General features: G+C 63.5%; 27 protein-coding genes. 18 read left to right on the top strand and 9 right to left on the bottom strand.

Features of this window, described 5'->3' with window-relative positions; genetic code table 11:
* Positions 1-134: 134 nt before the first annotated feature.
* Positions 135-2303 carry an FdhF/YdeP family oxidoreductase gene (locus tag V6M52_RS03865; RefSeq protein ID WP_332699634.1) on the bottom strand — a complete coding sequence of 723 codons (2169 nt, stop codon included), beginning with the start codon at positions 2301-2303 and terminating at the stop codon, positions 135-137.
* Positions 2304-2492: 189 nt separating this feature from the next.
* Positions 2493-2894, bottom strand: coding sequence for a nuclear transport factor 2 family protein (locus tag V6M52_RS03860; protein ID WP_332688192.1), 402 nt, complete (start codon positions 2892-2894; stop codon positions 2493-2495).
* A gap of 73 nt (positions 2895-2967) precedes the next feature.
* Between V6M52_RS03860 and V6M52_RS03855 the strand changes: the two genes are divergently transcribed.
* Positions 2968-3540: a TetR/AcrR family transcriptional regulator gene (locus V6M52_RS03855; RefSeq protein WP_332699631.1), complete on the top strand. Its 573-nt coding sequence runs from the start codon at positions 2968-2970 to the stop codon at positions 3538-3540.
* On the opposite strand, the gene V6M52_RS03850 is transcribed toward V6M52_RS03855, so the two are convergent.
* Positions 3537-4682, bottom strand: a complete 1146-nt coding sequence (locus V6M52_RS03850; RefSeq protein WP_332699628.1) for a PQQ-dependent sugar dehydrogenase — start codon at positions 4680-4682, stop codon at positions 3537-3539. The two genes, V6M52_RS03855 and V6M52_RS03850, sit on opposite strands and share 4 nt — an antisense overlap.
* A 204-nt stretch (positions 4683-4886) precedes the next feature.
* Between V6M52_RS03850 and greA the strand changes: the two genes are divergently transcribed.
* The 6 genes from greA (at position 4887) to V6M52_RS03820 (ending at position 11198) form a co-directional block, all read left to right on the top strand.
* Entirely contained in the window at positions 4887-5360 is a 474-nt protein-coding gene (gene greA, locus V6M52_RS03845) for a transcription elongation factor GreA (RefSeq protein ID WP_332688189.1), read from the top strand.
* A gap of 154 nt (positions 5361-5514) precedes the next feature.
* Entirely contained in the window at positions 5515-6465 is a 951-nt protein-coding gene (gene trxB / locus V6M52_RS03840; protein WP_332699625.1) for a thioredoxin-disulfide reductase, read from the top strand.
* Positions 6466-6581: 116 nt separating this feature from the next.
* Positions 6582-7475, top strand: a complete 894-nt coding sequence (locus V6M52_RS03835; RefSeq protein ID WP_332688187.1) for a LysR family transcriptional regulator — start codon at positions 6582-6584, stop codon at positions 7473-7475.
* A 316-nt stretch (positions 7476-7791) separates the two neighbouring features.
* Positions 7792-8496, top strand: a complete 705-nt coding sequence (locus V6M52_RS03830) for an HAD family hydrolase (protein ID WP_332699622.1) — start codon at positions 7792-7794, stop codon at positions 8494-8496.
* Between the two features lie 642 nt (positions 8497-9138).
* Positions 9139-9306 carry a Thivi_2564 family membrane protein gene (locus tag V6M52_RS03825; protein ID WP_332688185.1) on the top strand — a complete coding sequence of 56 codons (168 nt, stop codon included), beginning with the start codon at positions 9139-9141 and terminating at the stop codon, positions 9304-9306.
* Positions 9307-10085: 779 nt separating this feature from the next.
* Positions 10086-11198, top strand: coding sequence for a hypothetical protein (locus V6M52_RS03820; protein ID WP_332699619.1), 1113 nt, complete (start codon positions 10086-10088; stop codon positions 11196-11198).
* A 142-nt stretch (positions 11199-11340) separates the two neighbouring features.
* Here V6M52_RS03820 and V6M52_RS03815 read toward each other — a convergent pair whose 3' ends face one another.
* Positions 11341-12543: a pyridoxal phosphate-dependent aminotransferase gene (locus V6M52_RS03815; protein WP_332699616.1), complete on the bottom strand. Its 1203-nt coding sequence runs from the start codon at positions 12541-12543 to the stop codon at positions 11341-11343.
* Positions 12544-12603: 60 nt separating this feature from the next.
* Positions 12604-13671 (bottom strand): LacI family DNA-binding transcriptional regulator, encoded by a 1068-nt coding sequence (locus V6M52_RS03810; protein ID WP_332687824.1) that lies wholly within the window; start codon positions 13669-13671, stop codon positions 12604-12606.
* A gap of 154 nt (positions 13672-13825) precedes the next feature.
* Here V6M52_RS03810 and V6M52_RS03805 point away from each other — a divergent pair, with 154 nt between their 5' ends.
* Complete coding sequence (locus V6M52_RS03805; RefSeq protein WP_332699613.1) at positions 13826-14017, top strand: hypothetical protein; 192 nt, start codon at positions 13826-13828, stop codon at positions 14015-14017.
* Positions 14018-14042: 25 nt separating this feature from the next.
* On the opposite strand, the gene V6M52_RS03800 is transcribed toward V6M52_RS03805, so the two are convergent.
* Positions 14043-14462, bottom strand: coding sequence for a DUF4864 domain-containing protein (locus tag V6M52_RS03800; RefSeq protein WP_332699610.1), 420 nt, complete (start codon positions 14460-14462; stop codon positions 14043-14045).
* Between the two features lie 100 nt (positions 14463-14562).
* Between V6M52_RS03800 and V6M52_RS03795 the strand changes: the two genes are divergently transcribed.
* Positions 14563-14910: a hypothetical protein gene (locus tag V6M52_RS03795; RefSeq protein ID WP_332699607.1), complete on the top strand. Its 348-nt coding sequence runs from the start codon at positions 14563-14565 to the stop codon at positions 14908-14910.
* A 135-nt stretch (positions 14911-15045) separates the two neighbouring features.
* Positions 15046-15474, top strand: coding sequence for a CBS domain-containing protein (locus tag V6M52_RS03790; protein WP_332688771.1), 429 nt, complete (start codon positions 15046-15048; stop codon positions 15472-15474).
* Here the strand turns inward: V6M52_RS03790 and V6M52_RS03785 are convergent.
* On the bottom strand, positions 15471-15860 hold the full coding sequence (locus tag V6M52_RS03785; protein WP_332688773.1) for a GNAT family N-acetyltransferase: 390 nt from the start codon (positions 15858-15860) through the stop codon (positions 15471-15473). The two genes, V6M52_RS03790 and V6M52_RS03785, sit on opposite strands and share 4 nt — an antisense overlap.
* Before the next feature lie 117 nt (positions 15861-15977).
* On the opposite strand from V6M52_RS03785, the gene V6M52_RS03780 reads away from it, so the two are divergent.
* The 3 genes from V6M52_RS03780 (at position 15978) to V6M52_RS03770 (ending at position 19074) form a co-directional block, all read left to right on the top strand.
* Positions 15978-16604 carry a Spy/CpxP family protein refolding chaperone gene (locus V6M52_RS03780; RefSeq protein WP_332699604.1) on the top strand — a complete coding sequence of 209 codons (627 nt, stop codon included), beginning with the start codon at positions 15978-15980 and terminating at the stop codon, positions 16602-16604.
* A gap of 166 nt (positions 16605-16770) precedes the next feature.
* Positions 16771-18003: an aminotransferase class V-fold PLP-dependent enzyme gene (locus V6M52_RS03775; RefSeq protein WP_332699601.1), complete on the top strand. Its 1233-nt coding sequence runs from the start codon at positions 16771-16773 to the stop codon at positions 18001-18003.
* A 165-nt stretch (positions 18004-18168) separates the two neighbouring features.
* On the top strand, positions 18169-19074 hold the full coding sequence (locus tag V6M52_RS03770) for a DMT family transporter (RefSeq protein ID WP_332688779.1): 906 nt from the start codon (positions 18169-18171) through the stop codon (positions 19072-19074).
* A gap of 116 nt (positions 19075-19190) precedes the next feature.
* Here V6M52_RS03770 and V6M52_RS03765 read toward each other — a convergent pair whose 3' ends face one another.
* Positions 19191-19571, bottom strand: a complete 381-nt coding sequence (locus V6M52_RS03765) for a DUF2147 domain-containing protein (RefSeq protein WP_332688781.1) — start codon at positions 19569-19571, stop codon at positions 19191-19193.
* A 319-nt stretch (positions 19572-19890) separates the two neighbouring features.
* On the opposite strand from V6M52_RS03765, the gene V6M52_RS03760 reads away from it, so the two are divergent.
* The 5 genes from V6M52_RS03760 (at position 19891) to V6M52_RS03740 (ending at position 23061) form a co-directional block, all read left to right on the top strand.
* Positions 19891-20484, top strand: a complete 594-nt coding sequence (locus tag V6M52_RS03760) for a thymidine kinase (RefSeq protein WP_332688783.1) — start codon at positions 19891-19893, stop codon at positions 20482-20484.
* Positions 20485-20486: 2 nt separating this feature from the next.
* A complete protein-coding gene (locus V6M52_RS03755) occupies positions 20487-20879 on the top strand; it encodes an acyl-CoA thioesterase (protein WP_332688785.1) in 393 nt (130 codons plus the stop codon).
* A gap of 85 nt (positions 20880-20964) precedes the next feature.
* Entirely contained in the window at positions 20965-21570 is a 606-nt protein-coding gene (locus V6M52_RS03750) for a peptidase inhibitor family I36 protein (protein WP_332699598.1), read from the top strand.
* A gap of 136 nt (positions 21571-21706) precedes the next feature.
* The gene (locus V6M52_RS03745; RefSeq protein ID WP_332688790.1) at positions 21707-22363 is read left to right on the top strand and encodes an SH3 domain-containing protein; all 657 of its coding nucleotides are present in this window, start codon (positions 21707-21709) and stop codon (positions 22361-22363) included.
* A 113-nt stretch (positions 22364-22476) separates the two neighbouring features.
* The gene (locus V6M52_RS03740; RefSeq protein WP_332699595.1) at positions 22477-23061 is read left to right on the top strand and encodes an SH3 domain-containing protein; all 585 of its coding nucleotides are present in this window, start codon (positions 22477-22479) and stop codon (positions 23059-23061) included.
* 72 nt (positions 23062-23133) lie between these two features.
* Here V6M52_RS03740 and V6M52_RS03735 read toward each other — a convergent pair.
* A partial coding sequence (locus tag V6M52_RS03735; protein ID WP_332699590.1) for an autotransporter outer membrane beta-barrel domain-containing protein occupies positions 23134-24094 on the bottom strand: 961 nt, incomplete at its 5' end.

Here is a 24094-nt window from a genome sequence, read left to right as displayed (position 1 = left end):
TTCCAGCAGCCAATTGTCAGCGGGCTGGCAATCCGGCGGAGCGATGCATTCCCGAGTGGGGATGCTGCACTTTTATGGTAACTTTTGTGTAAACAAGGGCGGGAATACTGATATGCCCAATATTTAGGCAGTAATTACACCTCGATCCACACCGGCACGGACTTGAATGCTGGCGTTTTGCTACGCGGATCGACTTCCGTACCCACCAGCACATTGGCTTCGGGGTAATAGGCCATAGCACTGCCGCGCGGCAGATCGAACAGCGTGGCGATCGCCGTCATCCGCCCAGTATCCGAGGCCAGCGTCACCGCCTGCCCCTCGCTCACCCCGAATGCCGCCATGTCCTCGCCATTGAGGAACACGGCATGCCGCCCGGCACCGCCGCGATAGCTGTCCTTTTCCTCATAGATGATGGTGTTGAACTGCCCCTCGCTGCGCATGGTCGCTAGCGTCAACCGTTCGCGCTGCAGCACGGGCAGCGGCGTCACCACAAAATGCGCCTTGCCGTCCGGCGTGCCGAATTCGGGCGTATGCATCACCCGGTGCTTGATGTGGAATTCCTTCTTGGCCACGTCGATATCGGCTAGTTCCTCGAGGCCCGGGACGATCGCGGCGATGGCGTTGCGCACCTTGGAATGGGCGCTGAACGCCTTGAACTCGATCGGCGAATTGGGCAGCAGGCGCTGGCCGAGCTCGCCCAGTATCCAGCTTTCGGGCCGCACATTGTCCAACCGCCGGATGCCGCCATCGCTCAACCGCACATAGTTGAACATCGATTCCTGCGTGGTCGGCTCCCACTCCTCGTCGCGCGCCGTCACCGGCAGCACCAGCACCTCCCCATCGCCCAACCCATGCACATGGCCCATATTGAGCGTGGTGGTGAGGAACAGCTTGAACCCGATGGCCTCCATCGCCCGGCTGGCAAACGCCGTGTCCGGCGTCGCGCCCCAGAGATTGCCGCCCATGATCACGGCAGCGTCGATCTCGCCGGCCTCAGCCGCCTTGAGGCAGGCCATGGTGTCGAAACCCTTCTCCTCGGGGAATTTCACCCCGAATTCGGCCTCCATCTTGGCCAGCACATCCTTGGCCAGCACCGGCTTGACTCCGATCGTGCCGATGCCCTGCACATTGGAATGGCCGCGCAGCGGCAGCAGCCCGGCATAGCGCTTGCCCACCATGCCGCGCAAAGTGGCGAGATTGGCGATGGCCTCCACATTGGCGACGCCATGGATATGGTGCGTCATACCCATGCCCCAGGCGAACACCACCCGCTCGGCCTGCCCGTAGCGGGTGGCGATATGCTCGATGTCTTCGACGGAGATGCCACAGGCCGATGTGATCTCGTCCCAGCTCAGCGCCTTGAGATCGGCCTCGAAACCGGCAAAGCCGCTGGAATGCGCCGCGATGAACGCCCGGTCCTCATAGCCCATTTCCAGCACCGCCTTGGCGATGCCCTTCATCAAGGCGATATCCGAGCCGATGCGCGGCTGCACATAATCCGACGCAATCTCGCTGCCGCCCTTGAGCATGGAACTGGGCGATTTCGGCACGGCAAACTTCACCAGCCCCGGCTCTTTGGCCGGATTGATGACAATGACCTCGCCGCCCCGCTCGCGGCAATTCTTCAGCATATGGATGAAGCGCGGATGGTTAGACGAGGGATTGGCACCGATGACAAAGATCAGGTCGGCCCCGGTGAGGTCCTCCAATTCGACACTGGCCGTGCCCTTGCCGATTGTCGTGGCCAGCCCCTCGCTCGTCGCCTGATGGCAATAGTATGAGCAGTTGTTGACATTGTTGGTGCCATAGGCCCGCGCCAGCAACTGGAAGAGAAACCCGGCCTCATTGGACGAGCGCCCCGAGGAATAGAAAAAGCTCCGCTGCGGATCGGTCGCCGCCAGCTTCTTTGCCGCGTATTCGATGGCAAAGTCCCAGTCCACCGGCACATAGCGGTCCGCCCCCACAGCCTTGAACAACGGCGTGCCCAGCCGTCCCAGATGCTCCATCTCGCGGCCGGTCAACTCCTGCAGATCGGCCATCGGATGGGCGAACACCTCGTGCGGGATCGCCGGCTGGATATCGGTCGATTGCGCCTGCACGCTCTTGTTGCAGACCGAGGGAAACTCGTTGAGCTCATTGGTCATGCCGCCGCGTTGGCCGCCCATGCCATAGGCACAGGCCTTGCAGGCATTCTTGGCCGTCAGAGCCTTGCCCGCCTTGCCCACGCCCATGCGGGCAATAGTGGCCAGCGTATAGAGAACCTTCTTAGGTCCGCCCCCGACGATATGGCTGGTATCGGCCACGATTGCTCTCCCACCTTTTGCGCGCCACTTTCGACGCCGGGCGCAGGCGAAACAAGGAGAATTGCGTCATTTCGATCAAAACTATCAGCCATGCGACGAAAAATCTTGGCCGCCGGCACCTTTGCACCAGTGCTGCTCGGATCGGCCCTCGGCGCATCCCACGGCGATGCGGCCGGTGCCACCAATGTGTTAGGCGCTAAAGTCCTCGTAGCAATCATAGTTTCGCTGCTCGATAATGCGGTCATCCCTCAGCCGAAACACCATGCAGATATGGGCGACCAGCGTGTCACCCGGCTGCAGCTTGCCGACGGGAACGACAAGATCGCCTTCCCACCGCGCTTCGACCACCACGCGGTCGGCCGCCTCGATCACCTCGCCCAGGATGTAGCGCTGCGCGCGCAGCACCATGCCCTCGGCCGCGCGCTTGAACCCAGCCCGCATGGCTGCGAGGTCGTCGACACCGCCTTTCGGCCGAATGCGGTTGGGCAGTTCGCGAAACTGTATCTCAGGATGCAGCAGTTCAAAGGCAGCAGCTTCATCAAAGTTCTGCACGGCCGCAACGTAGCTGCGGACAATTTCCGAATTGGTCATTTCTCATCCAACTAGAACGACGTTCTAGAAACACCACTAGAACATCGTTCTAGTTTCGTCTAGTGCTTTTCTGATGAACCCTGATCGCCGCCGCCAGATTCTCGACGCCGCCCTCGCCTGCTTCCTTGAGAAGGGCTACGCGGCCACATCAGTGGCCGATATTCGCACCCGCAGTGGCGCGAGCACCGGCAGCATCTATCACTTCTTTTCCGGCAAGGGCGGATTGGCAGAGGCCCTGCTGCGGGAGGCCGTCTCGGGCTGGGCGAGCCTATCAGCGGCGGCTCTTGATCCGACTGCAACCGCAGAGCAGGCCCTCAAAGCATCGGTGCGCGGACTGATGCTCTGGGCGTTCGAGCATCCCGCCCAGTTCCGTTTCATGGAAGAAGTCCGCAGTTTCGCTCCTGCCGATCCCGACTTTGCTGCGGTGCGGAGCCTACTCGACGAGGGGCGAGCCCTAGGTGCAGCCCAATATGCGCGAATGACCTTGGACGGCGCCGTGCGCAACCTGCCCTTCGCTATAGCCCACGCACTCATGCTAGGTCCTGCCTACGCCTACCTGCGTCTCGCGCACGCCACGCCGCCTGATCAGGCAACACGCGTTGCCGACCTGTTCGCCGAGGCGGCGTGGCAGGCTGTCAGGGCCTAACGCCCCTCCGGCGCCACACGGATCAACCGTCCATTGTCCTCATCGGTCAGCAGATAGATCGCGCCATCCGGCCCTACCCGCACGTCGCGGATGCGTCCAAGCTGGCCCTCGAACAGCCGCTCCTCCCCCACGATCTCGTCGCCCTCGACATCGAGGCGCACCAGCACCTGCCCGCTGAGGCCGCCCGACAGCAGGTCGCCGTCCCAACCCCCGATCAGATCCGCCTCGTAGAAGTCGAGACCCGATGGCGAGATGGACGGGTCCCAATAATGCAGTGGCTGCTCCAGCCCGTCCTTCGCCGTGCCCTCCCCGATCGGCGCGCCGGAATAGTCCACGCCATAGGTTATGATGGGCCAGCCATAGTTGGCGCCCGCACGCGGCATGTTGACCTCGTCGCCGCCCCGCGCGCCATGTTCGACAGTGAAAATCGCCCCGTCGCTGGCGCGCAGCGTCAACCCCTGCGGATTGCGATGGCCCTTGCTCCACAGCTCCGGCGCCCAGCCTTCCGGTCTGGGATTGTCCGCCGGCACCGAGCCATCCGGCGCGATGCGGATGATGCCGCCGGCCGTATCGGCAAAATCCTGCGCACGCTCCATATCGCCCTGGTCGCCAGTGGTGACGAAGAGGTTGCCGCTTGCATCAAACTCGATGCGCGAGCCGAAATGGCTGCGCCGGGTAGTGAACTTCTCAACCCGGAAGATCACCTCCTGGTCGACCAGGCGGCCGGTCTCGCCCGCCTGCTCCAGTGTCGCCGCCATCACCGCATTGCTCTGTCCGCGCTGCAGGCCCGCGTCTGCGGCCGGCTCGACATAGGCGAGGTAGAGCCGGCCGCTGCTTTGGAAATCGGGCGCCAACGCGATGTCGAGCAGCCCGCCTTCGCCTTCATTGAACACGTCGGGCACACCTTCGACAGGTTCGCCCGTCACCCCGTCGGTGATGATCCGCACCTGACCGCTACGCTCGGTCACGATGATCCGCCCATCCGGCAGGAACTCTAGCCCCCATGGATGGTCAAGCCCGCCGGTGATGACAGTGGCAGTCAACGGACCGGCGCTGGACTGTACCGTCTGCGCCCGCACGGGCATGGCCAGCAGGAGTGTGGCAAGGGCAGTGGCGGCGGCAATGGATCCGGTGTCGGTCATGCGTAGGGCCTTTCGACGCTATGGGGCGGAATCTTGAATGCACGTGTGGACATGACCATCTTCATGACGACACCGCTTGACCGGAACGCGGCAGGCGGGCAATTTGGGCCCATCTCCCCTCAAAACTAATCGTGAAGCGCACGCCGAACGGATTTTGGCTGGGGATACGCTATTGAACTGCCGTGCCGATTGGAGGCGACGAAAATGGAAAAGATCCCGATGACGGTTGGAGGCCAAAAGGTCCTTGCCGCCGAATATGAGCACCGCACTGCCAGCGAGCGCCGTCGCATCGTCGAGGCAATCTCGGAAGCGCGGGCCCATGGCGATCTCTCCGAAAACGCCGAATACTCGGCCGCCAAGGAACAGCAGAGCCTGAACGAAGGCCGCATCAAGGAACTCGAGACCATTCTGGCACTCGCCGATGTCATCGACGTCAGCAAGCTGTCGGGCAGCGTGGTCAAGTTCGGCGCTACCGTCACCTATATCGACGAGGACACCGAGGAAGAGAAAACCTACCAGGTCGTCGGCGATCCGGAGGCGGATGCCTCGGCCGGCCGCATTTCGATCTCCTCGCCCATCGCCCGCGCGATGATCGGCAAGTCGGTGGGCGATTCGTTCGAGGTTGCCGCTCCAGGTGGTGCCAGGAGCTATGAAATCATCAAGATAAAGTATGCGTGACGCTCAAAACTTGAGCATCTGCTCAAGTTGGGTGTGACATTTCGGTCTGTTCCACAGGACTTGTCCTGCGACGGAACAGTTTGCCTTGAAAGAGTTCTCCTTCGGCACTTAACTAGCGCCCGAGGAGAACTCGCATTTGTCGGAGAGCGTTGCGATGCACGCGAAAGTCATCATCATCGGTTCCGGTCCGGCCGGCTACACCGCCGCGATCTACGCGGCGCGCGCCATGCTGGAGCCCGTGATGATTCAGGGTCTGCAGCCCGGCGGCCAGCTGACCATCACCACCGATGTCGAGAACTATCCCGGCTTTGCCGACGTCATCCAGGGCCCATGGCTCATGGACCAGATGAAGGCGCAGGCCGAGCATGTCGGCACGAAGATCGTCAACGATCTCATCGTCAGCGTCGATCTGGATCGCCGTCCATTCGTGCTGACCGGCGACAGTGGCGACATCTACACGGCCGACAGCCTGATCATCGCCACCGGCGCCCAGGCCAAGTGGCTGGGCCTGCCGAACGAGCAGAAATTCCAGGGCTTCGGCGTCTCCGCCTGCGCCACCTGCGATGGCTTCTTCTATCGCAACAAGGAAGTGCTGGTCGTCGGTGGCGGCAATACCGCTGTCGAGGAAGCTTTGTTCCTCACCAATTTCGCCTCCAAGGTGATTCTGGTGCATCGCCGCAGCGAGTTCCGTGCCGAGCGGATCCTGCAGGATCGCCTGTTCAGGAACCCCAAGATCGAAGTGCGCTGGAATACCGAGATTGCCGACATCGGCGGCTCGGCCATGCCGCCCTCGGTCAATTCGGTGACCCTGCGCGATATCGCTACGGACCGTGTCTACGAGCAGCCCATCGACGGCATCTTCATCGCCATCGGCCACGCACCGGCGACCTCGATTTTCGCCGGCCAGCTCGACATGAAGCCGGGCGGCTATCTGCAGGTGAAGGCCGGAACAACCGAAACCAACATTCCCGGCGTCTTCGCCGCCGGCGACGTGACCGATGATGTTTACCGTCAGGCAATCACCGCCGCAGGCATGGGTTGCATGGCGGCGCTGGAAGCGGAACGATACCTGGCTGAACACGAACTCGCCGAAGCTGCGGAGTAGATTGCTGAGATGAGCAATCCACGCGTCGCTTACTTCATACCCTGCCATGTCTCCGCCGTGATGGCGGGCAAGGTTCCGCAACCCGGCTGATCGACAAGTAGAAAGCGTCAAAAGAAATGCTCGACTGGGACAAGCTCCGGATCTTTCATACCGCCGCCGAGTCGGGCAGTTTCACCCACGCCGCTGAAAAGCTGGGTATGAGCCAGTCGGCCGTGTCCCGCCAGATTTCCGCGCTCGAGGATGACCTCGGCCTCAAGCTCTTCATCCGCCATGCCCGCGGCCTGGTGCTCACCGAAGTGGGTGAACAGCTGTTCCGCACCGCCCACCGCATGCATTGGGAACTGCAGCAGGTCGAAACCCAGATGTCCGAGAGCCAGGACGTTCCGACGGGCCCGCTTATCGTCACCACAACCGTGGGTATCGGCTCGACCTGGCTATCGTCGCGGCTTGACGAATTCCTCAAGCTCTATCCGCTGATCCAGCTCGAAATCCGCCTGAACGACGCCGAACTCGATCTGGCCATGCGCGAGGCCGACGTGGCCATCCGCCTGCACCGCCCCAATCAGTCGGAAATGATCCAGCGCAAGCTGTTCACGGTGCACAACCACTTCTACGCTTCCAATTCCTATGTCGACGAACACGGCATGCCGGCCAGCGCCGAACAGCTCGACAACCATCGCGTCATCAGCTTCGGCGAGCCGGTGCCGTCCTATCTGGGCGACATCAACTTCCTCGAGCGCATGGGCCGCACCGATTCCAGCCCGCGCCGCGCCGCGCTCAAGGTCAACGCCATCTACGGCATGATGCAGGCCTGCCGCGCCGGCATCGGCATCGCCATGCTGCCCGATTACGTCACCGAGAAGGAAGATGACCTGATCCAGGTGCTGCCCGAGATCGAGCTGCCCGCCTACGAGGCCTATTTCGTCTATCCGCCGGCCCTGAAGAATTCCAAGCGTGTCGGTGTCTTCCGCGACTTCCTCGTCGCCAAGGCCCGCGAGTGGAGCTTCTAGCCGGCCAAGGGTAAAATCGCTCCAGTGGAGCGATTTTAGGCTTCGCAGGTGCTCTGCGCAGCAGATGAAAGGCTCCGGTGGGGCCTTTCAAACCAAGAAGGCCATGAGGCCTATGGCCGAATGGCTGGAAGCTGCCCCGCCAACGGAGGCCACCCTCCCCTTGCGGGGAGGGAAGTGAGATCGGACTTTGCCCTTCGTTAAGTCCGTCATCGAGCCGGGAGGGGGTGAGAGCTCGGATGTCGGGACCAACCTACCCCACGCAAGGGAGAGCGTGTCGACTTGAAATATCCCGTTCTACTACGCTGGACATCGGCTCATGCCCATCACCACCATAGCCCTCGATGCCGATGACACGCTCTGGCAGAACGAGCAGTTCTTCCGGCTCACCGAGCAGCGCTTTGCCGACCTGCTCAAGGACTATACGGACGCGCCAGACCTCAACCAGCGCCTGATCGCCTCGGTCACCCGCAACCTCTCCTTCTATGGCTTCGGCATGAAAGGCTTTGCGCTCTCCATGGTGGAGACCGCGCTCGACGTGACCGACCATCGCGTGCCGGGCACGGTGATTGCCGAGATTCTGGCGGCCGGACGCGAGCTGCTGAGCTACCCGATCGAGACCCTGCCCTATGTCGACCAGGCGCTCGATCAGTTACAGCAGACCCATCGCTTGATCCTCGTCACCAAGGGCGATGTGTTCGACCAGGAACGCAAGTTGGCGGCCTCCGGCCTCGCCGAATACTTCGCTGCTATCGAGATCGTTGCCGACAAGAACGCTGCGACCTATGCTCGAATCTTCGAGCGCCATACCGATGGCCCCGGGCACACCGTCATGGTCGGCAATTCCCTGCGGTCCGATGTCCTGCCGGCATTGCAGGCCGGCGGCTTTGCAGTGCATGTGCCGCACGACCTGACCTGGTCCTACGAGCATGCCGAAGAGCCGGTGGACGAGCCCCGTTACGCCAGTATCCGTCATCTCGGCGAACTCGCTGGCGCCATTGCCAGGTTCGAGGCGATGCTCTAGCGCGGCCGGCATTCGTTTTCGTGCTGCGGCAAAATGGACTGTCTCATCCACACGCCTTTGATTTTTCAGGATTATTCCAAATCGCATGCATCAGGCGCATGGCTTGTATGTCACCTGCCCAATTGTTGGGCAGAAACTGGCGCCCTATATGGCCCCATACACAGCGGGTGCTTCTCCTCCCTCCCTTGCGCCCTGCTGCGTTCCCTCCTTGCGGGAACTCGTTTCCGCAACTTTGTGGCTCCGCTCTCCCCTCGAGCGGGGCCACATTCTTTTTCAGCCCTGTGCAACGACTGCATGGCTGACATGTCAGACATTGTATTGTCGACCGGGCTGATAGAGTTCATATTGTGACTGTCGCTGAGGCGTGCTCCGAATCCTCCTCCCTCGGACCCCGTATCGCGACACCGAACCTGGATCGTATCCTCCTCCCTCGGTCCCGGTTCACTGGCAGAGCGCATATCCTCCTCCCTTGCTCTCTGCCCCACTTTGGATTTGGCTTCGGCCCAGTCATCAGCCCTGTCTTCGGACAGGGCTTTTTTTTGCCCTTCTGAACGGCCCGGAGAGAAGAGGGCAGGCTGCGTCGCAACGAACGGCCCATGGGCGCGTTACCTATCGCGCGATCAATGCGCGTTGGAGAGTTACGTGGGCACTTCCGTTCTTGTCGGTATCCTGATTACCTTTCTGGTAATCGTCCTCATCCTCTGGCTGGTCCAGCGCCTGCCCATCGAAGCGCGTATGCGCCAGATCGTGCAGATCGTGGTCATCGTGATCGGCATCATCTCGCTGCTGAAATATCTCGCCGTCTTTTGAGCGACCCGAAGGGGGAAATCGCTCCAGCTCCGAACGTCACGCAGTGCAAATCGCTCCGGTGGAGCGATTTGAGTGACGGAGGCCCGAGACCTGCGGTCGAGTGGAAGCGGCATTCGAGGCGAGAAGGCCTTGAGGCCTATGGCCGAATGGCCACGGCCCCAACCACCGCCCGCCTAACCTTGACAAATTGTCGCTGTGCAAAATGCATGGCAGTCATGTTGACCTATGCATTGCTGACCAAACGGTCAAAACCTATATTGGCTTTGTCGCTGGTGAAGCCGCTCCGTATCCTCCTCCCTCGGACCCGCTTCTTGCGACACCGGATCTTGGTCGTATCCTCCTCCCTCGGCCTGGGTCCAACCGGTTCGGCGCATATCCTCCTCCCTTGCGCAGGGCCATACTTACGATTTGGCTTCGGCCCTATCATTAGGCTCCAACTTCGGTTGGAGCCTCTTTTTTTGGCCGTTCGCGAATCTGCATGGCAGCACTTCCGATTGCGCGTTTGTGCGTTTTCGTGCGGCGTCGGATAGTGGGTCCGACCAGTTCAGCGGCGATCGTGGCGCCGCTCCTCCAAGGTCAGACGCTTCGGCTGATGACCCCTGGGCCCTGCCCATCCCCTCGGGCGGGGCCTTTCTATTTTCCGGCAACCCTTTCCTCCCAACCTCGGCAAATTCTGCCGCGGCGCGGCAGGTCACTGGCGCTGCGCCATTGATTTTTCAGCGCTTTTTGTCGGCACGCAGCTTGCATGATGGTCTGTGACCGATCCGCAGGAGCGTCCGATGGTTGCCATCAACTCCGCCTACTCCACCACAACCTACTACCAGGCTGCAGCGTCGATCCTGGCAGCCGGCACGACCAGCACCACCTCGGACGCCGATGCCACGACCACCGGCGGCACCGAACAGGCCGCGACCTCGGTCACCCTGTCGGACGCAGCCCTGGCCGCGCTGGCGACCAAGGATTTTGCCACCGTGGTGGCCGACACCCGCGCCAAGCTGACCGCGCTGCTGCAGGCGGCGGACCGCACCTCGCCGCTGGAAGGCGACAGGCTAGCGATCGATCTTTCGAGTCTCGATGCGCGCGAACTTTTCGCCATGGCGAGCGACGACAGCTTCACCGAAGGCGAGCAGGAGGCCGCCGGCCTCGAAATGCAGCGCCGCTTCGAAGCGGCCTTGGCCGGCCCCGCGGCTCTCGCCGATGTCACCGGCAATTTCACCGGGCTCTACAAGGCCGCCGCCGACTATCTCGATAGCCTCGGCCCCGAGGAAAAGGCCGGCGCCGACTGGATAGCTGGCCGCGCCGCCATCACCGATGCGCAGAAGCAATTGCAGGCCGATCCCAAGACCATGCCCGATGCGGGCGAGGACGATCCGGTCGCGCTCTACCTCGCTTTGGTCGAGGCCGGCCAGACCGCTCAGCCCACCACCATCGCCGATGTCGCCACCACCGCCCGCAAGACCCTCGACAGCCTCTATGCCGACGCGATCAAGGCCGGCAAGGCGCCGACCTTCAACAAGGCGACGACCGTCGGCACTTATATCGACCTGTCAAAGTTCGACAGCCGCTCGCTCTCGGCCATTGCGCTCAACACCGGCGACAAATTCACCGCCGAAGAAGTCCGCCAGGCCGAAACCGCCCTGCGCGCCAAGAGCGGCGCCGCCCTGCTGGCCGGCTTCCAGAACGCCGCCAAATCCAGCGATCCCACCGCCTTCAGCCAGAACATCATCTCGATCTATTCCTCGATGAGCGCCGAGGAACGCCAGGCCGCCGGCTGGAGCGACCAATTCTACCAGGCCGCCCTGGCGAGCTACGAATCGACTAGCAAACTGACCCAGATGTTCGCCGACGCCGGCGGCGACAGCACCGGTTTCCTGAGCTGGATGGGAAAGTAGCTCTTCTTCACCTCCCTCTGGGGGAGAGGTCGACCCTCTTGGGTCGGGTGAGGGGCCTTCCCCAAACACCGCGTCAAGAAAAGGCCCCCTCACCCGGCGCTACGCGCCGACCTCTCCCCCGAAGGGAGAGGTGAAGAGCCCCTTAGCCAATCCCCGCACAAAACCCCTGGATCCGCCTTACCGCCTCTTCCAGTTCCGCATTGCTCGCCGCATAGCTCAGCCGGAAATGCCCCGGCAGGCCGAAGGCTGTGCCATGCACCAGCGCCACGCCGGTCTCTTCCAGCAGCGCCATGACGAAATCCTCATCCGTCGCCAGCAGCTTGCCCCCGGCGCTGGTCTTGCCCAGCAGCCGCTTGCAGGATGGGAAGACATAGAAGGCCCCCTCCGGCGTCAGGCAGTCGAGGCCGGTATTGGCATTGAGCCCCTTGACCACCAGGTCCCGGCGCCCCTGGAACACCTGCCGCCATTCGGCGAGGAAATCCTGTGGCCCGTTCAGCGCCTCGACCGCCGCCCATTGCGAGATCGAGCTCGGATTGGTCGTCGACTGGCTCTGCAGCTTCAGCATGGCCGCCAGCAGCGGCCTTGGTCCGGTGCAATAGCCGATGCGCCAGCCGGTCATGGCATGGGACTTGGAGACGCCGTTCATCGTCAGCGTGCGCGGCCGCAGCTTCGGTTCCACTTGGGCAATGGTGGCGAAGGTGCCGCCGTCATAGACCAGCACTTCATAGATATCGTCGGTGAGAATATGCACATGCGGATGCCGCAGCAGCACCTCGGCCAGGCCCTTGAGCTCCTCGGCCGTATAGGCCGCGCCGGTCGGGTTGGACGGCGTATTGAGGATCAGCCACTTGGTCTTGGGGCTGATCGCCGCTTCCAGCACCTCCGGCTTGAGCTTGAAGCCGGTCGAAGCGTCGGCCACCGCGAAAACCGGCTCGGCCCCGCAGAGCCGCACGATCTCGGGATAGCTCACCCAATAGGGCACCGGCACTACGACTTCATCGCCGGGATTGAGCGTCGCCATCAGCGCGTTGAAGATGATCTGCTTGCCGCCCGAGCTGACGAAACAGTCCGCCGCCGTCACGTCGAGCCCGTTGTCGCGACGGAACTTGGCCGCAACGGCCTCCTTGAGTTCGGGAATGCCGTCGACATTGGTATAGCGCGTCTTGCCCGCGTCCATCGCCCTTTTGGCGGCGTCGCGCACATGCAATGGCGTATCGAAATCAGGCTCGCCGGCCGAAAGCGCGATGATATCTCGGCCTTCCTGCGCCATGGTGCGCGCCTTCTGGCTGATTGCCACCGTCGCCGACGGCGCCACGCGCTCCAATGCCTCGGACAAGAACCCCATATCGACCTCCCAGCTTTGCCGGGCAGACAGATACGGGCTCGCCGAACGCCCGGCAATAGTTCATTCGCATGGCGGGGCCGTGCTTTCGCGCACCGCCAGGCGTGCCTGCAATACCTGCCGACCCTCCACCTGCGCGCCGCCCAGCGCTGCCTCCACCGCGCGGCGCGCAATCTCGGCCATGGGCTGCTCCATCGTGGTCAGCTTGGGCGTGGCTACGGCAGCTTCCGGCACGCCGTCGAACCCCACCACCGACACGTCGCCGGGCACTGTGCGACCATGGCCGAACAGCCAGTCCACCGCATGCATGGCTATCTTGTCTGACATGGCGAGGATGGCGGTCGGCGGCTCGGCCGCGGCAAACATTTGGGCCATCATCGCATGCGTGCTGGCTTCGTCCTCTGCCGTTTCGAAGATCGGCACGCTGCTGCGGTCGATGCCGGCTTCCGCCATGGCCTGCCAATATCCCAGCGCCCGGTCGCGTGATGTCGAATATATTCCGGCGCGCACGTAGGCCTCGTCGACCTTGCCGGAATGCCCGTCACTCAACGATGTCGCCAGGATGGCCAGTCGTCGGTGCCCCAGCCCGATCAGATGCTCGGCGGCCATGCGCGCTCCGCCGACATTGTCCACCCCGATGGCGGGAATGGTCGAGTCGGCGGCCCCGATGGCCAGCGCCACATAGGGCAACTGCCGCTGCTGCGTGATCTCCACCAGCCGCTCGCCTCCCTCCACGCAAAGCAGGATGAACCCGTCCACCAGCGCAGACTGGATATTCCAGTCCAGCCGCTCGTCGCTGCGCGCCGACACCAAGGCAACCCCTGCCCCCCTGGCGTCGCAGATTTCCGAGATATGCGCCATGAGCTGGCGCGCCCACAGATCTTCAAAAAAATAGCTCAGCGGTTCGATGGCAGCGACGCCCACCGCATTGACCTTTCCCGCACGCAGCAGTCGCCCGGTCAGGCTCGGCCCGCCATAGCCGAGCTGCTTGGCCACCGCGTGAACCCGCTCACGTACTTCCTCGCGTACCAGTTCGGGCCGGCTGAACACGTTGGAGGCCGTGCCCTGCGACACGCCGGCCGCCTTGGCCACGTCCTTGAGCTTGATGCTGACCTCGCCCCGTTTGCCCATATTCAGTCCTGTTGGCTCAAGTGCCCTCGGCCTAGCACGTTTTTTGTATCGGTTCAATTTGGGCTTGACTTCAGGTTCGGCGAGGATCATTTTGAACCGATTCAACAGGCACCCGCCATCACAGTTTGAATCGATTCAACAAAGGAGACTGAAAGTGATCCCGGCCAGCTATCTGTTCAAGGATATCTATCGGCAGCATTGGGAAGAGGCCGATACGGCCCCTGCAGCCATCGAGAAAAGCCACCGCTTCGTCGATGGCCTGGTGACGCCGATTGCAGCCATCGCCGCAATATTCTCTCGCCGTAAGCCGCTGACCCGGCTTTTGCGTCGCCATGCCTATGAATAACGAATGGTGTTAGCCGGCTTGCGGCTCAAATGCCGAGGCCGGCTTCCTTGCGTAGCGCCACGCCCTGTACTCGCCAGCCCTCGCCCGGCTCATCGACGAGCTGATACAGCGCCTCATAGAGCCCCTGGTCCCGCCCCACGAAATTGACCACCTGCAAGACGGTGGTGTCGCTGACCCGATTGAATTCGCCGAAGCTGTGCGACCGTGAATCGGCGATCGCCCCATAGCCCGACGCTACGATGGCGGCATAGAACGCCTGCGGCTGCCCTTCGAATTGCGTCCGGAATCCCTGCCCGGCAAAGGCCAGCGCCGCTTCGCCATCGCCGGCGCGAAACGCTTCGACCTGCTCGGTAATGCTGGCCTGCCAAGGCGCCTCGTTGGTCTGCGCCTGGGCGGGAGCGGCCAACCCCAGCAGCAGCAACATCACTGCAAAAATCATGCGCATGTTCGCCTCCTTGCCGGCGCTATCGCAGCCGGCCGCCACAGTTTCGCCCTCAAATGGTACCCGCACGACCAAATTCGACGCAAACTCGAACCGCATTCACATGGCTTACTGCAGTCATCGTGACGACAAGGACGACGTCGATCCCATGCACAAATCTACGTCCCCCAGGCGGAAAAGTTTCAGGCGCGTTGCCATCGTCTCCACAGCTCTGCTGTCGGTAGGCGCGGCGGCGGCACTGATGGCCGGCGTAACGCCGGCAACCGCCGCCAACCTTGCTACCCAGCCGGACACCCAGATTGCGGTGTTCATGGTCCCCCTGACCATACTGGTTGTCGCGGTCATGTATGAAGTCGCGCGCATTGCCTTGCGCGGCAATCTGCCGGAAGAGGCTGCCCCGCCTCGCCGGCGTCCCCTCCGCCACTGGTCCCCCGTCCAGCGCGAGGGCTGATCTCCAGTCTCCCTGACCAACGTCACTTCTGGGCCGGCCTTGCGCCGGCCCTTTTCTCTGCCGCTACTTCAGACCATCAGCCTATTGCCGCCCGCCCGCGACAGGTCCACACTTGTGCCCAAGGAGGACTTCAGCATGCTTGTCGATACCATCCTGCAAACCAAGGGCGCCGCTGTCCACACCCTGCCTGATACCGCCACGCTCGGCGAGGCCGTTGGAGCGCTCAATGCCCACAATATTGGCGCCTTGGTGATCATCGGCGCTGGCGGTACCATCGCCGGCATCCTCTCCGAACGCGACATCGTCCGCCGCATCGGCAAGGACGCGGCCAGCGCCCTCGACCTGCCGGTTGCCAGTTGCATGACGCGTGGCGTCATCACCTGCACCCGCGACACCGACATTGCCGAAGTCATGGAACGCATGACCCGCCTGCGCATCCGCCACATGCCGGTCACCGACAGTGGCAAGCTCGCCGGCATCGTGTCGATCGGTGACGTGGTCAAGCGCAAGATCGAGGAAGCAGAGCACGAGGCCGAGGTGCTCAAGGAATATATCGCCAGCTAGCGTGTCAGCCGCATCAGGCCCGCTTTGGTCGGCCCGAAGCCGGCCTTGCGGTAAAGCTCCTCCAGGTGCGGCTCGAAATCGACATGCAGCCACTGCGCGCCGCGCTGGCGTGAAACCTCGATTGCCCGCGCGATCAGCCGCTGCGCAATGCCCTGCCGCCCATAGACGGGGTCGACGCAGGTATCGAGGATGAAGGCGTGAATGCCGCCATCCCAGGCCACATTGACGAAGCCGACCAGCAGTGCCCCATCATAAGCGCCGACATGCACCAGGCTCCGTTTCAGGATCGACTCAAAGCTCGCCGGACCAGCACTGCCCCATGCCGCCAGCCAAAGCCGCCGCATGGCGTCATCGCTTGGCAAGGGATCGATGACGATGTCGATCATTTTGGCCTCCACCTTACCAACCTCTCCAAGTCTTCATCCGCCCGCAAGGTCGTGAAGAGGTGACGCCCGCTAGGGTCCTCATACCGGATCACCCGGTTCCCATGCAAAGGACCTACCATGAAGACGCTTCCCATGACCGCCATTGTGGCCCTGATGACAGCCACCATCGGCCTCACTGCTATCGCCCCCACTTATGCCCAGGAGACGGCCGCGCCCGTCCAGGCCGAACATCAGGGCCATTTCCGCCACCACAATCAGGGGCCCCGCCAGGGTGGCCACATGGGCGGCGGTGATTTCCTCGGCTTCGAGCGTGGTGCCGAAGCCATCGAGATCGCCTTCGTGCGCCTCAGCCACGCCATCGAGCTGACCACCGAGCAGCAGGGCCTGTTCGACGCCTTCAAGACGGCAGCCCTCGGCGCCGCCGCAGACTTCGCCACAGCCACCGAATCCCTGCGCCCCGCAGCGCCGGCAGCCGGTGAAACCGCTATGCGTCCCGACATGTCCGAGCGCCTGGAGAACCGCATTGCCTTCGAGACTGCCAAGCTGGCCGCCCTCGAAGCCGTGCAGCCGGCCGCAACCGCCTTCTTCGACAGCCTCACCGACGAGCAGAAGGCCGAACTGACGCCGCAGCGTCCCGACCGCGACGGCATGCCCGGCTTTGGCAAGGGTGGCATGCGCCATCAGGGCATGCACAATGGCCCCATGGGTGCCGCTCCCGCGCCGGAAGCCCCGACCAACGGCTAACCGCTTCGGGTCCGCCGCTGCTTGCCGACCTCCTTCTCGGCTGTGGACCCGCCCTGCGACGCCTGCCCCCTCGACTGGCGTCGTGCAAGCCCCGGCTCTCAACGGCCGGGGTTTGCTTTTGCCCGTTCATCCTCTACCAATCGGCGACCCACCGACTGGATATATCATGACCGCCCTGCCCCTCGATCCGGCCCGCATCCGCGCGCAATTCCCTGCCTTTGCCGAGCCGTCCCTCCAGGGCCAGGCCTTCTTTGAAAACGCCGGTGGCTCTTATACGTCTCAGGCTGTGCTCACCAAGCTCGACCACTATTATCGCGCCACCAAAGTGCAGCCCTATGGTGTCTATCCGGCCTCCCGGGACGCTGGCGCGGCGATGGACCTCAGCTACCAGCGCCTCGCCCAGGCCCTCAACGTCACCGCCGACTGGATCCATTTCGGCCCGTCCTCCTCAGCCAATACCTACGTGCTGGGCAGTGCCTTTGCCGGCTGGCTCAAGCCGGGCGATGCGATCATCGTCACCAATCAGGATCACGAGGCCAATACCGGCGCCTGGCGCAAGCTCGCCAAGGTTGGCGTCGAAATCCGTGAATGGCAGGTCGATCCGCAAACCGGCCGCCTCTCGCTTTCCGCGCTGGATGCCCTGCTCGACCGCAAGGTCAAACTGATCGCAGCGCCGCATTGCTCCAATGTCGCCGCCGAGATCAACCCCATCGCCGAAATCGCCGCCCGCGCCAGATCCGTCGGTGCCGTCACCGCCATCGACGGCGTCAGCTACGCTCCGCATGGCCTGCCCGATTTGGCTGAGCTCGGCGCCGACATCTATTTCTTCTCCGCCTACAAGGTCTATGGCCCGCATCAGGGCATCATGGCCATTCGCCCCGAACTGGCGCTGGCTTTGCCCAATCAGGGCCACTATTTCAACGACACCAAGCTCCGCTATCGCCTGACCCCGGCTGGCCCCGACCACGCCCAGATTGCCGCCTGCTCGGGCATTGTCGACTATCTCGAAGCCGTCGCCACCATTGCCGGCGACAATGTCGAAGGTGCCGACCCCTTCCGTCGCGCCCATGCCGCCATGCGCGCGCAGGAAGTCGCCCTGGCGACTCCCCTGCTCGACTATTTGCGCCAGAAAAACGCCATCCGCATCATCGGTCCCGACGACCCCGCCAGCCGCGCGCCCACCATCGCCCTCGGCCTCGCCGAACCCGGCGCCGCCGTCGCCGCGCGCTTGGCCCGGCACGGCGTCATGGCAGCCGGCGGCCATTTCTACGCCTACCGCCTGCTCGAAGCCCTCGGCATCGCGCCCGATCACGGCGTGCTCCGCCTGTCCTTCGTGCACTACACCAGCCCCGAGGAAGTCCAGCAGCTCATTGCAGCACTGGATGCCGAACTGAAGTAGACCCCTCTTCACCTCTCCCTTTGGGGGAGAGGTCGGCCGAAGGCCGGGTGAGGGGGCCTTCCCATCACACCGCAGCAAGGCCCCCTCACCCGACCCGAAGACGGGTCGACCTCTCCCCCAAAGGGAGAGGTGAAGTGCCCGACCCTTTCAGACAAGGCGAACCCCATGTCCCGCCCACTCGCCGCCCTCATGCTCCTCATCTGCACCATGCTGTGGGGCTTTGCCTTCGTGGCGCAAAAATCCGCCATGGAAAGCATGGGGCCGCTCACCTTTGCCGGCGTCCGCTATCTCTTGGGCGGCCTGCTGGTGCTGCCCCTGGCCTTCTGGGAACGCCGCCGCCGCCCCGCACCACTGAGCCCCACCCACTGGGCCCTGATCATCGCCATGAGTCTGATGTTCTTCATCGGCTCCTGGCTGCAGCAATCGGGCCTTGCCACCACAACGGCCACCAATGCCGGGTTCCTCACCGGGCTCTACGTATTCTTCGTGCCCCTGCTCGGCTTTGCAATCTTCCGCAACCGCCCGCACCCGATCATCTTCGCCGGCGTACCGCTGGCGCTGATCGGCATCTACTATCTCAATGGCGGCGGGCTTGAGAGCTTCAATGGCGGCGACGGTCTCATCGTCATCAGCGCCGTATTCTGGGCCATGCATGTAATCCTGCTCGGCTACATCGCCCGCGCCACCGGCCTGCCCATCTTCGTCTCTGCCATCAGCTTCCTGTTTGCCGGCGCAGTGGCGCTGGGCCTCGCCTTCGTCATCGAGACACCCACGCTGCACGGCATCGGTGTCGGCTGGCTGGAGATTGCCTATGCCGGCATCCTCTCCACCGCGGTGGCCTTCACCTTCCAGGCCATCGGCCAGCAATATGTCCCGCCCGCCAATGCCGCGATCATCCTCTCGGCCGAGAGCCTCTTCGCCGCCATCGGCGGCGCGCTGCTACTGGGTGACCGCCTGCCGCCCATCGGCTATGCCGGCGCCGCGCTGATCTTCGCCGCCGTCGTGACCGTCGAAGCCATCCCGCCCCTATGGGCGAAACGGCAGGCGCATGTGGCGCGGACGACGAACTGACCTTTCTCACCTCTCCCTACCGGGGGCTTCGAACCGGCCCAAGGGCAGGATCGCTCCGGTGGAGCGATCTTGGGTGAGAAGGCCATGAGGGCTGCGCCCGAATGGCTTGGACGCCCCTAATCCTGGTACCGATACATCTGGTACGTCTTGCAGATCACGAACGCCACGCAGCCCTTGAGCGTGATCTGGTCTGCGCTCACCTGGGTAATGGTGCCGCCCGCCGTCTGCCCATAGATGTGGAGGTCCCCCTTCCACTGGTTGGGCTTCACCTGCCGCGCATGGTCGATCATCAGCGTATTGAGATAAGGCAGGTTCTCGGCATTGTCGGCGCCATTGCCCAGCCAGATCAGCGTGCCGCACAGCGCCGAGCCGTCGCCGCACAGTTCCACGCTATAGCGGGAATCGCGCATTTCGATTTCCCAGGTTCCCTCGGGCGAGGCCGTCGCCGGCTGGGCCAGCAGCGCCAGCGCACCAACAACAAGAACCGCTTTCCGCATCGCAACAACTCCATACTGGGGATACCAGGCTGCCATCGCCAAGCTGAACTGCACCTGAACGACAGTCGGCAAACAGCGTCACGTCCGCGTCATACAAGCCCGCTAGCGTCATCGTGTTCCCGGCCTCCCCCACTTGGCCCGGACCCCGCCGCGCCCCACGTCCCCAACGTCGCGCCCGGCTTTTTGGAGAGCTCGGCCGCCAACCCCGGCTCTCCGCCGATCAGATCGGCATCTTGGCCGCCCTGTTGGGCGGCCTCTTTTTTGTGGAGCGCCGGTCTTTCCCCTCGCGCACTGACACTGGCTCCGGCACAACGAGGCCATGGCCAAGCTCTATTTCTCCTACGCGGCGATGAATGCCGGCAAGTCCACCTTGCTGCTGCAGGCCGCCTATAACTACCGTGAGCGCGGCATGCGGCCGCTGCTCTACACCTCCTCGCTCTATGTCGAGAATGGCATCGGCCTCATTTCCTCGCGAATCGGCATTTCCGAGCCTGCTGCGCTCTATGCCCAGGACGATGATCTCTTTCAGGCCATCCGCGAAGAGACCGAGGCGGGCAAAGTGGATTGCGTCTTCGTCGACGAAGCCCAGTTCCTCACCGCCGATCAGGTCTGGCAGCTGGCCCGCGTCAGCGACCGGCTCAAGATTCCCGTCATGTGCTTCGGCCTGCGCACCGATTTCCAGGGCAAGCTGTTTCCCGGCTCCACGCAACTGCTTGCCATCGCCGACGAGCTGCGGGAAATTCGCACCATCTGCGAATGCGGTGCCAAGGCCACCATGGTGGTGCGCCAGAATACCGAGGGGCGTGTCTTGACCGACGGCGAGCAGGTGTCGATCGAAAAGTCGGTCTATGTTTCCCTCTGCCGCAAGCATTGGGAAGAAGCGGTCGGCCGCTGGCCGGTGAAGGGACCTTGATCATGCAGCCTACGACGACAGAGCCGACCGGCGCCCTCACCATCCGCACCCTGGCCATGCCCGCCGATACCAATCCGGCCGGCGACATCTTCGGCGGCTGGGTGATGAGCCAGATGGATATCGCCGGCGCCATCGCCGCCGTCGAGCGCACCCAGGGCCGCGTCGTCACCGTGGCCGTCGAAGCCATGACCTTCATCGCCCCGGTCAAGGTCGGCGACATCCTCTGCGTTTACACCACCGTCGAGCGCGTCGGCACTACCTCCATCACCATCAGCATGGAAGCCTGGGCCCGCCGCAACCGCATCGCCGATCGCGTCAAGGTCACCGACGGCCGCTTCGTCTATGTCGCGCTCGCCGAAGACGGCTCCAAGCGCCGGATCGATCCGGGCACCTGACAAGTCCGTTCAGACAGCGTTCAGCTAGCGTGTGGTCAAAGCACGTAAGGTCGAATTTGGCCCGCTTAGTTTCGGAGTCCTGTCCGTGAAACCGGTTCGCATTGGTCTTTTTTCCGCCCTCTTGGTGCTCGCCGGCACAGCTGTCGCCATGGCGCAGCAAACGGTGACGATCACCGCGAACATCGACGCCTATAAAGGCCCGGGTCTCGAATTCGGCTATGCCGGCACGGTTCGCGCGAATACGCCCGTCACGCTCGATCACTGCGAGAGCAATTTCTGCATGGTCTATTATGGGACGCAGACAATCTGGGTCGAGCAGCAATATGTTGCCCAGGCGCCCCAGCCACAACCGCAACCCCAGCCGCAGCCCAATCCCGGCTGGCCCTGGCCGCAGCCCCTCCCGCAGCCGCCACGGCCTGCCCCTCCGCCGGTCTTCGATGACGTTCCCGGTGCCTGCTTCTACAGTGAGCGCAATTTCCGCGGCTCGAGCTTCTGCGTCGACGAAGGCGAATCCTTCGCCCGCCTTCGCAACTGGAACAATGCAATCCGTTCGGTCGAAGTGTTCGGCGGCGTCCGCGTCGATCTCTGCTCGGACTCCAACTATCGCGGCAACTGCGTAACCTTGCGCCGCGACACGTCGCGCCTGCCGAGCGAGCTCGATCGCAAAGCATCGTCCATCGACGTCTATTAACCTCGCCAGATCAATTTCCCGGGAGCCGGAACTCTTTTATCCGACTCCCCGTTTCGTTAACAAACAAGGCTGGATTCGGTCACCAAGCGTCGTCCCACCCGGGACTGGCCGGTCCAGCACAGAGGAGCGTCTGAAAATGAACCGCCATACCCGCAGGATGTTGTTGAACATCGCCACCGGTGTCGCCGTCGCGGCCACCGCCGTCGTGGTCTTTCTGCCGGCCGCCTATGCGGCGCCGGGCACCGTCACCGGCAATGTCAATGTGCGCTCCGGCCCGGGCACCAACTATGCCGTCGTCGACGTCGCGCGTCGCGGCACCGCCGTTGATGTGCAGCAGTGCCAGGGCTCCTGGTGCTATATTGCCAAGCCGGGCCCTGACGGCTGGATTTCTGCCAGCTATCTCAGTGCCGGCGGCGGTTCGCCCGTCAATCCGGCGCAGCCCGGCCTGTCCTTCGGCTTCTCGACCGGCCCTGGCGGCCCGACCTTCAGCTTCGGCATCGGCCAGCAGCCGCAACCGCCGGTCATTCGCCCGCCCGTCGTCCAGCCGGTCTTCGGCGAAGCCTGCTTCTATGATCGCACCCGCTTCCGCGGCGCCAGCTTCTGCCTCGAAGAGGGCGAGAGCATCCGCAACCTTGGTGATTGGGCTGACCGGATTTCCTCGATCGACAACCAGGATGGCCTGCAGGTTCAGGTCTGCTCGGAGAGCAGCTTCCGCAATTGCCGCACCTACACCACCAGCGCTTCGTCCCTGGGTGATTTCGACGACTACGTCGTCTCCATCCGCGTGCGCTAAGCTCCGCACTCCAGACCACAAGGGCGCAGCCTCGGCTGCGCCCTTTTTTGTCCCCTATGAGGCCAACCCTTCCCGCGATACTGTAAGCACCATCAAGGCACAGGAATTTTGCGATGCATCACTTCGGCCGCCTGCTGACCGCCCTCACCAGTTTCCTGCTCATCCTCGCGCTCGGCCAGGCGCCCGCCATGGCCGCATCCCTATCGGGCACCCACGCCTGGAGCACGGACCCGCTGTCCCTGCGCAACGGTCCGGGCACCGCCTATGATCTGACTGGCGAGATCGCCGCCAAGATGGAAATCAAGGTGCTGCGCTGCCAGAAACTGTGGTGCCTCGTCGATGGCCATGGCGGTCGCGGCTGGACCTATAAGCGGCACATTTCCTTCGGCAAGTCGCCCACCCGCTGGCCCGGCGGCGTCAACCCCGACTACCCCGCCGGCGGCCCCGGCAGCGTATGTTTCTATCAGGGCACCAACTATACCGGCTCCGCGCTTTGCGTCAGTTCGGGCCGCGTCATTCCGGATCTGGCCCTGCTCGGCCTTGATAACAGCTTCTCCTCGGTCCGCATCGATGGCAACGTCTCCGCCGCCGCCTGCCGCGACCGCTTCTTCCAGAGCTATTGCGAGCGCATCATCGCCTCCCAGCCGGTCCTGGACCAGTACCTGCATCGCAACCTGACCTCCGTCCGCGTTTACTAGTACGTGCAAGAGTACAGAAGGCGCCGCCCATGAGGGCGACGCCTTCTGCCTGGGCCGGGCGATGCGGGAATGTCAGAACACCGCCTTCAGCCCCAGCGAACCGGAAACACTGGCATCCTGCCCCTGCGTCGCCGCATGCAGCGATCCAGAAAAGCGCACTGTATCGGTTAGCTGGTGATCGAGGTCCAGACCCGCACGAGCCCAGGTCGACCCAAGGCCGCCGCCGCCCAACCCGAAATCGAACAGGCCAGCCACCTGTCCATTGGCCGCAGGCGCCGTACCGCTGCGATGCGCCACTTCCAGCGTCCCGCTGAGGCGCGTCTCCGGTGTCAGTTCGGCAACCGCCGTCACGCCCAGCCGCACCTCGCTTTGCACGATCTGCTGGCCATTGAACTGCGCAGGGAAAGCCCCACCCTGTTCGGTGTAGCCGCCGATATCCGTCCGGCCCACCGACACCGAAGCCCATGGATTGATGCTGACACTGCTGAACACCAGCGCTTCCTGCCAATCGAGCCGCGCCCGCACCATGCCGGCGCCAACCGCTGTCGAACCAGTGGAAATGTCGGTAGCCGCCCCGTTGGAATAGGCCCGGGCCACATTGGCCTCCCAACCGCCCAGCATGCCGGTCAGCGATAGCAGCAAGGGCGTGCCATCGGGCTGCCAGTCCACCTCGCCCATCACGTAGGCGCCGCTCATCCGCGCACTGCCACCCAGCGCCAGGCCCTGCCAGGCCGTACTGGCACCAACGCCCAGGCCGGCCGTCACGCTGCCATCACCGAGCGCGCCGCACGCACCCACCTCGGTCAGCCCCATGCCCCCGTCATTGCGTTGGGCAAGATCGCTCACACTCCACAGGCAGCTGTCATCCGCGACCCGGCCCTGCGCCATCAACGGCCGGTGATGCGCCCCGTTCATCGGGAGCCAGGTCAAGTCCACCCCCATCTGCGCCATGCGCGCATTGGCGAACAGCGAGTTGGTATATTCGGCAACGTCCATGAGCCCGGACTGCGCGCCGACCCGCCCGAGATAGGCG

Source organism: Devosia sp., from assembly GCF_036676215.1.
In the GTDB taxonomy this organism is placed as follows: Bacteria; Pseudomonadota; Alphaproteobacteria; order Rhizobiales; family Devosiaceae; genus Devosia.
This window is presented reverse-complemented; position numbering and strand designations above follow the sequence as displayed.

Coding starts and splice junctions, on each gene's coding strand:
- V6M52_RS03860 (WP_332688192.1), bottom strand. CDS start 2,894: ATGACCAATTCGGAAATTGTCCGCAGCTACGTTGCGGCCGTGCAGAAC.
- V6M52_RS03855 (WP_332699631.1), top strand. CDS start 2,968: ATGAACCCTGATCGCCGCCGCCAGATTCTCGACGCCGCCCTCGCCTGC.
- V6M52_RS03850 (WP_332699628.1), bottom strand. CDS start 4,682: ATGACCGACACCGGATCCATTGCCGCCGCCACTGCCCTTGCCACACTC.
- greA (WP_332688189.1), top strand. CDS start 4,887: ATGGAAAAGATCCCGATGACGGTTGGAGGCCAAAAGGTCCTTGCCGCC.
- trxB (WP_332699625.1), top strand. CDS start 5,515: ATGCACGCGAAAGTCATCATCATCGGTTCCGGTCCGGCCGGCTACACC.
- V6M52_RS03835 (WP_332688187.1), top strand. CDS start 6,582: ATGCTCGACTGGGACAAGCTCCGGATCTTTCATACCGCCGCCGAGTCG.
- V6M52_RS03830 (WP_332699622.1), top strand. CDS start 7,792: ATGCCCATCACCACCATAGCCCTCGATGCCGATGACACGCTCTGGCAG.
- V6M52_RS03820 (WP_332699619.1), top strand. CDS start 10,086: ATGGTTGCCATCAACTCCGCCTACTCCACCACAACCTACTACCAGGCT.
- V6M52_RS03815 (WP_332699616.1), bottom strand. CDS start 12,543: ATGGGGTTCTTGTCCGAGGCATTGGAGCGCGTGGCGCCGTCGGCGACG.
- V6M52_RS03810 (WP_332687824.1), bottom strand. CDS start 13,671: ATGGGCAAACGGGGCGAGGTCAGCATCAAGCTCAAGGACGTGGCCAAG.
- V6M52_RS03800 (WP_332699610.1), bottom strand. CDS start 14,462: ATGCGCATGATTTTTGCAGTGATGTTGCTGCTGCTGGGGTTGGCCGCT.
- V6M52_RS03795 (WP_332699607.1), top strand. CDS start 14,563: ATGGCTTACTGCAGTCATCGTGACGACAAGGACGACGTCGATCCCATG.
- V6M52_RS03790 (WP_332688771.1), top strand. CDS start 15,046: ATGCTTGTCGATACCATCCTGCAAACCAAGGGCGCCGCTGTCCACACC.
- V6M52_RS03785 (WP_332688773.1), bottom strand. CDS start 15,860: ATGATCGACATCGTCATCGATCCCTTGCCAAGCGATGACGCCATGCGG.
- V6M52_RS03780 (WP_332699604.1), top strand. CDS start 15,978: ATGAAGACGCTTCCCATGACCGCCATTGTGGCCCTGATGACAGCCACC.
- V6M52_RS03775 (WP_332699601.1), top strand. CDS start 16,771: ATGACCGCCCTGCCCCTCGATCCGGCCCGCATCCGCGCGCAATTCCCT.
- V6M52_RS03770 (WP_332688779.1), top strand. CDS start 18,169: ATGTCCCGCCCACTCGCCGCCCTCATGCTCCTCATCTGCACCATGCTG.
- V6M52_RS03765 (WP_332688781.1), bottom strand. CDS start 19,571: ATGCGGAAAGCGGTTCTTGTTGTTGGTGCGCTGGCGCTGCTGGCCCAG.
- V6M52_RS03760 (WP_332688783.1), top strand. CDS start 19,891: ATGGCCAAGCTCTATTTCTCCTACGCGGCGATGAATGCCGGCAAGTCC.
- V6M52_RS03755 (WP_332688785.1), top strand. CDS start 20,487: ATGCAGCCTACGACGACAGAGCCGACCGGCGCCCTCACCATCCGCACC.
- V6M52_RS03745 (WP_332688790.1), top strand. CDS start 21,707: ATGAACCGCCATACCCGCAGGATGTTGTTGAACATCGCCACCGGTGTC.
- V6M52_RS03740 (WP_332699595.1), top strand. CDS start 22,477: ATGCATCACTTCGGCCGCCTGCTGACCGCCCTCACCAGTTTCCTGCTC.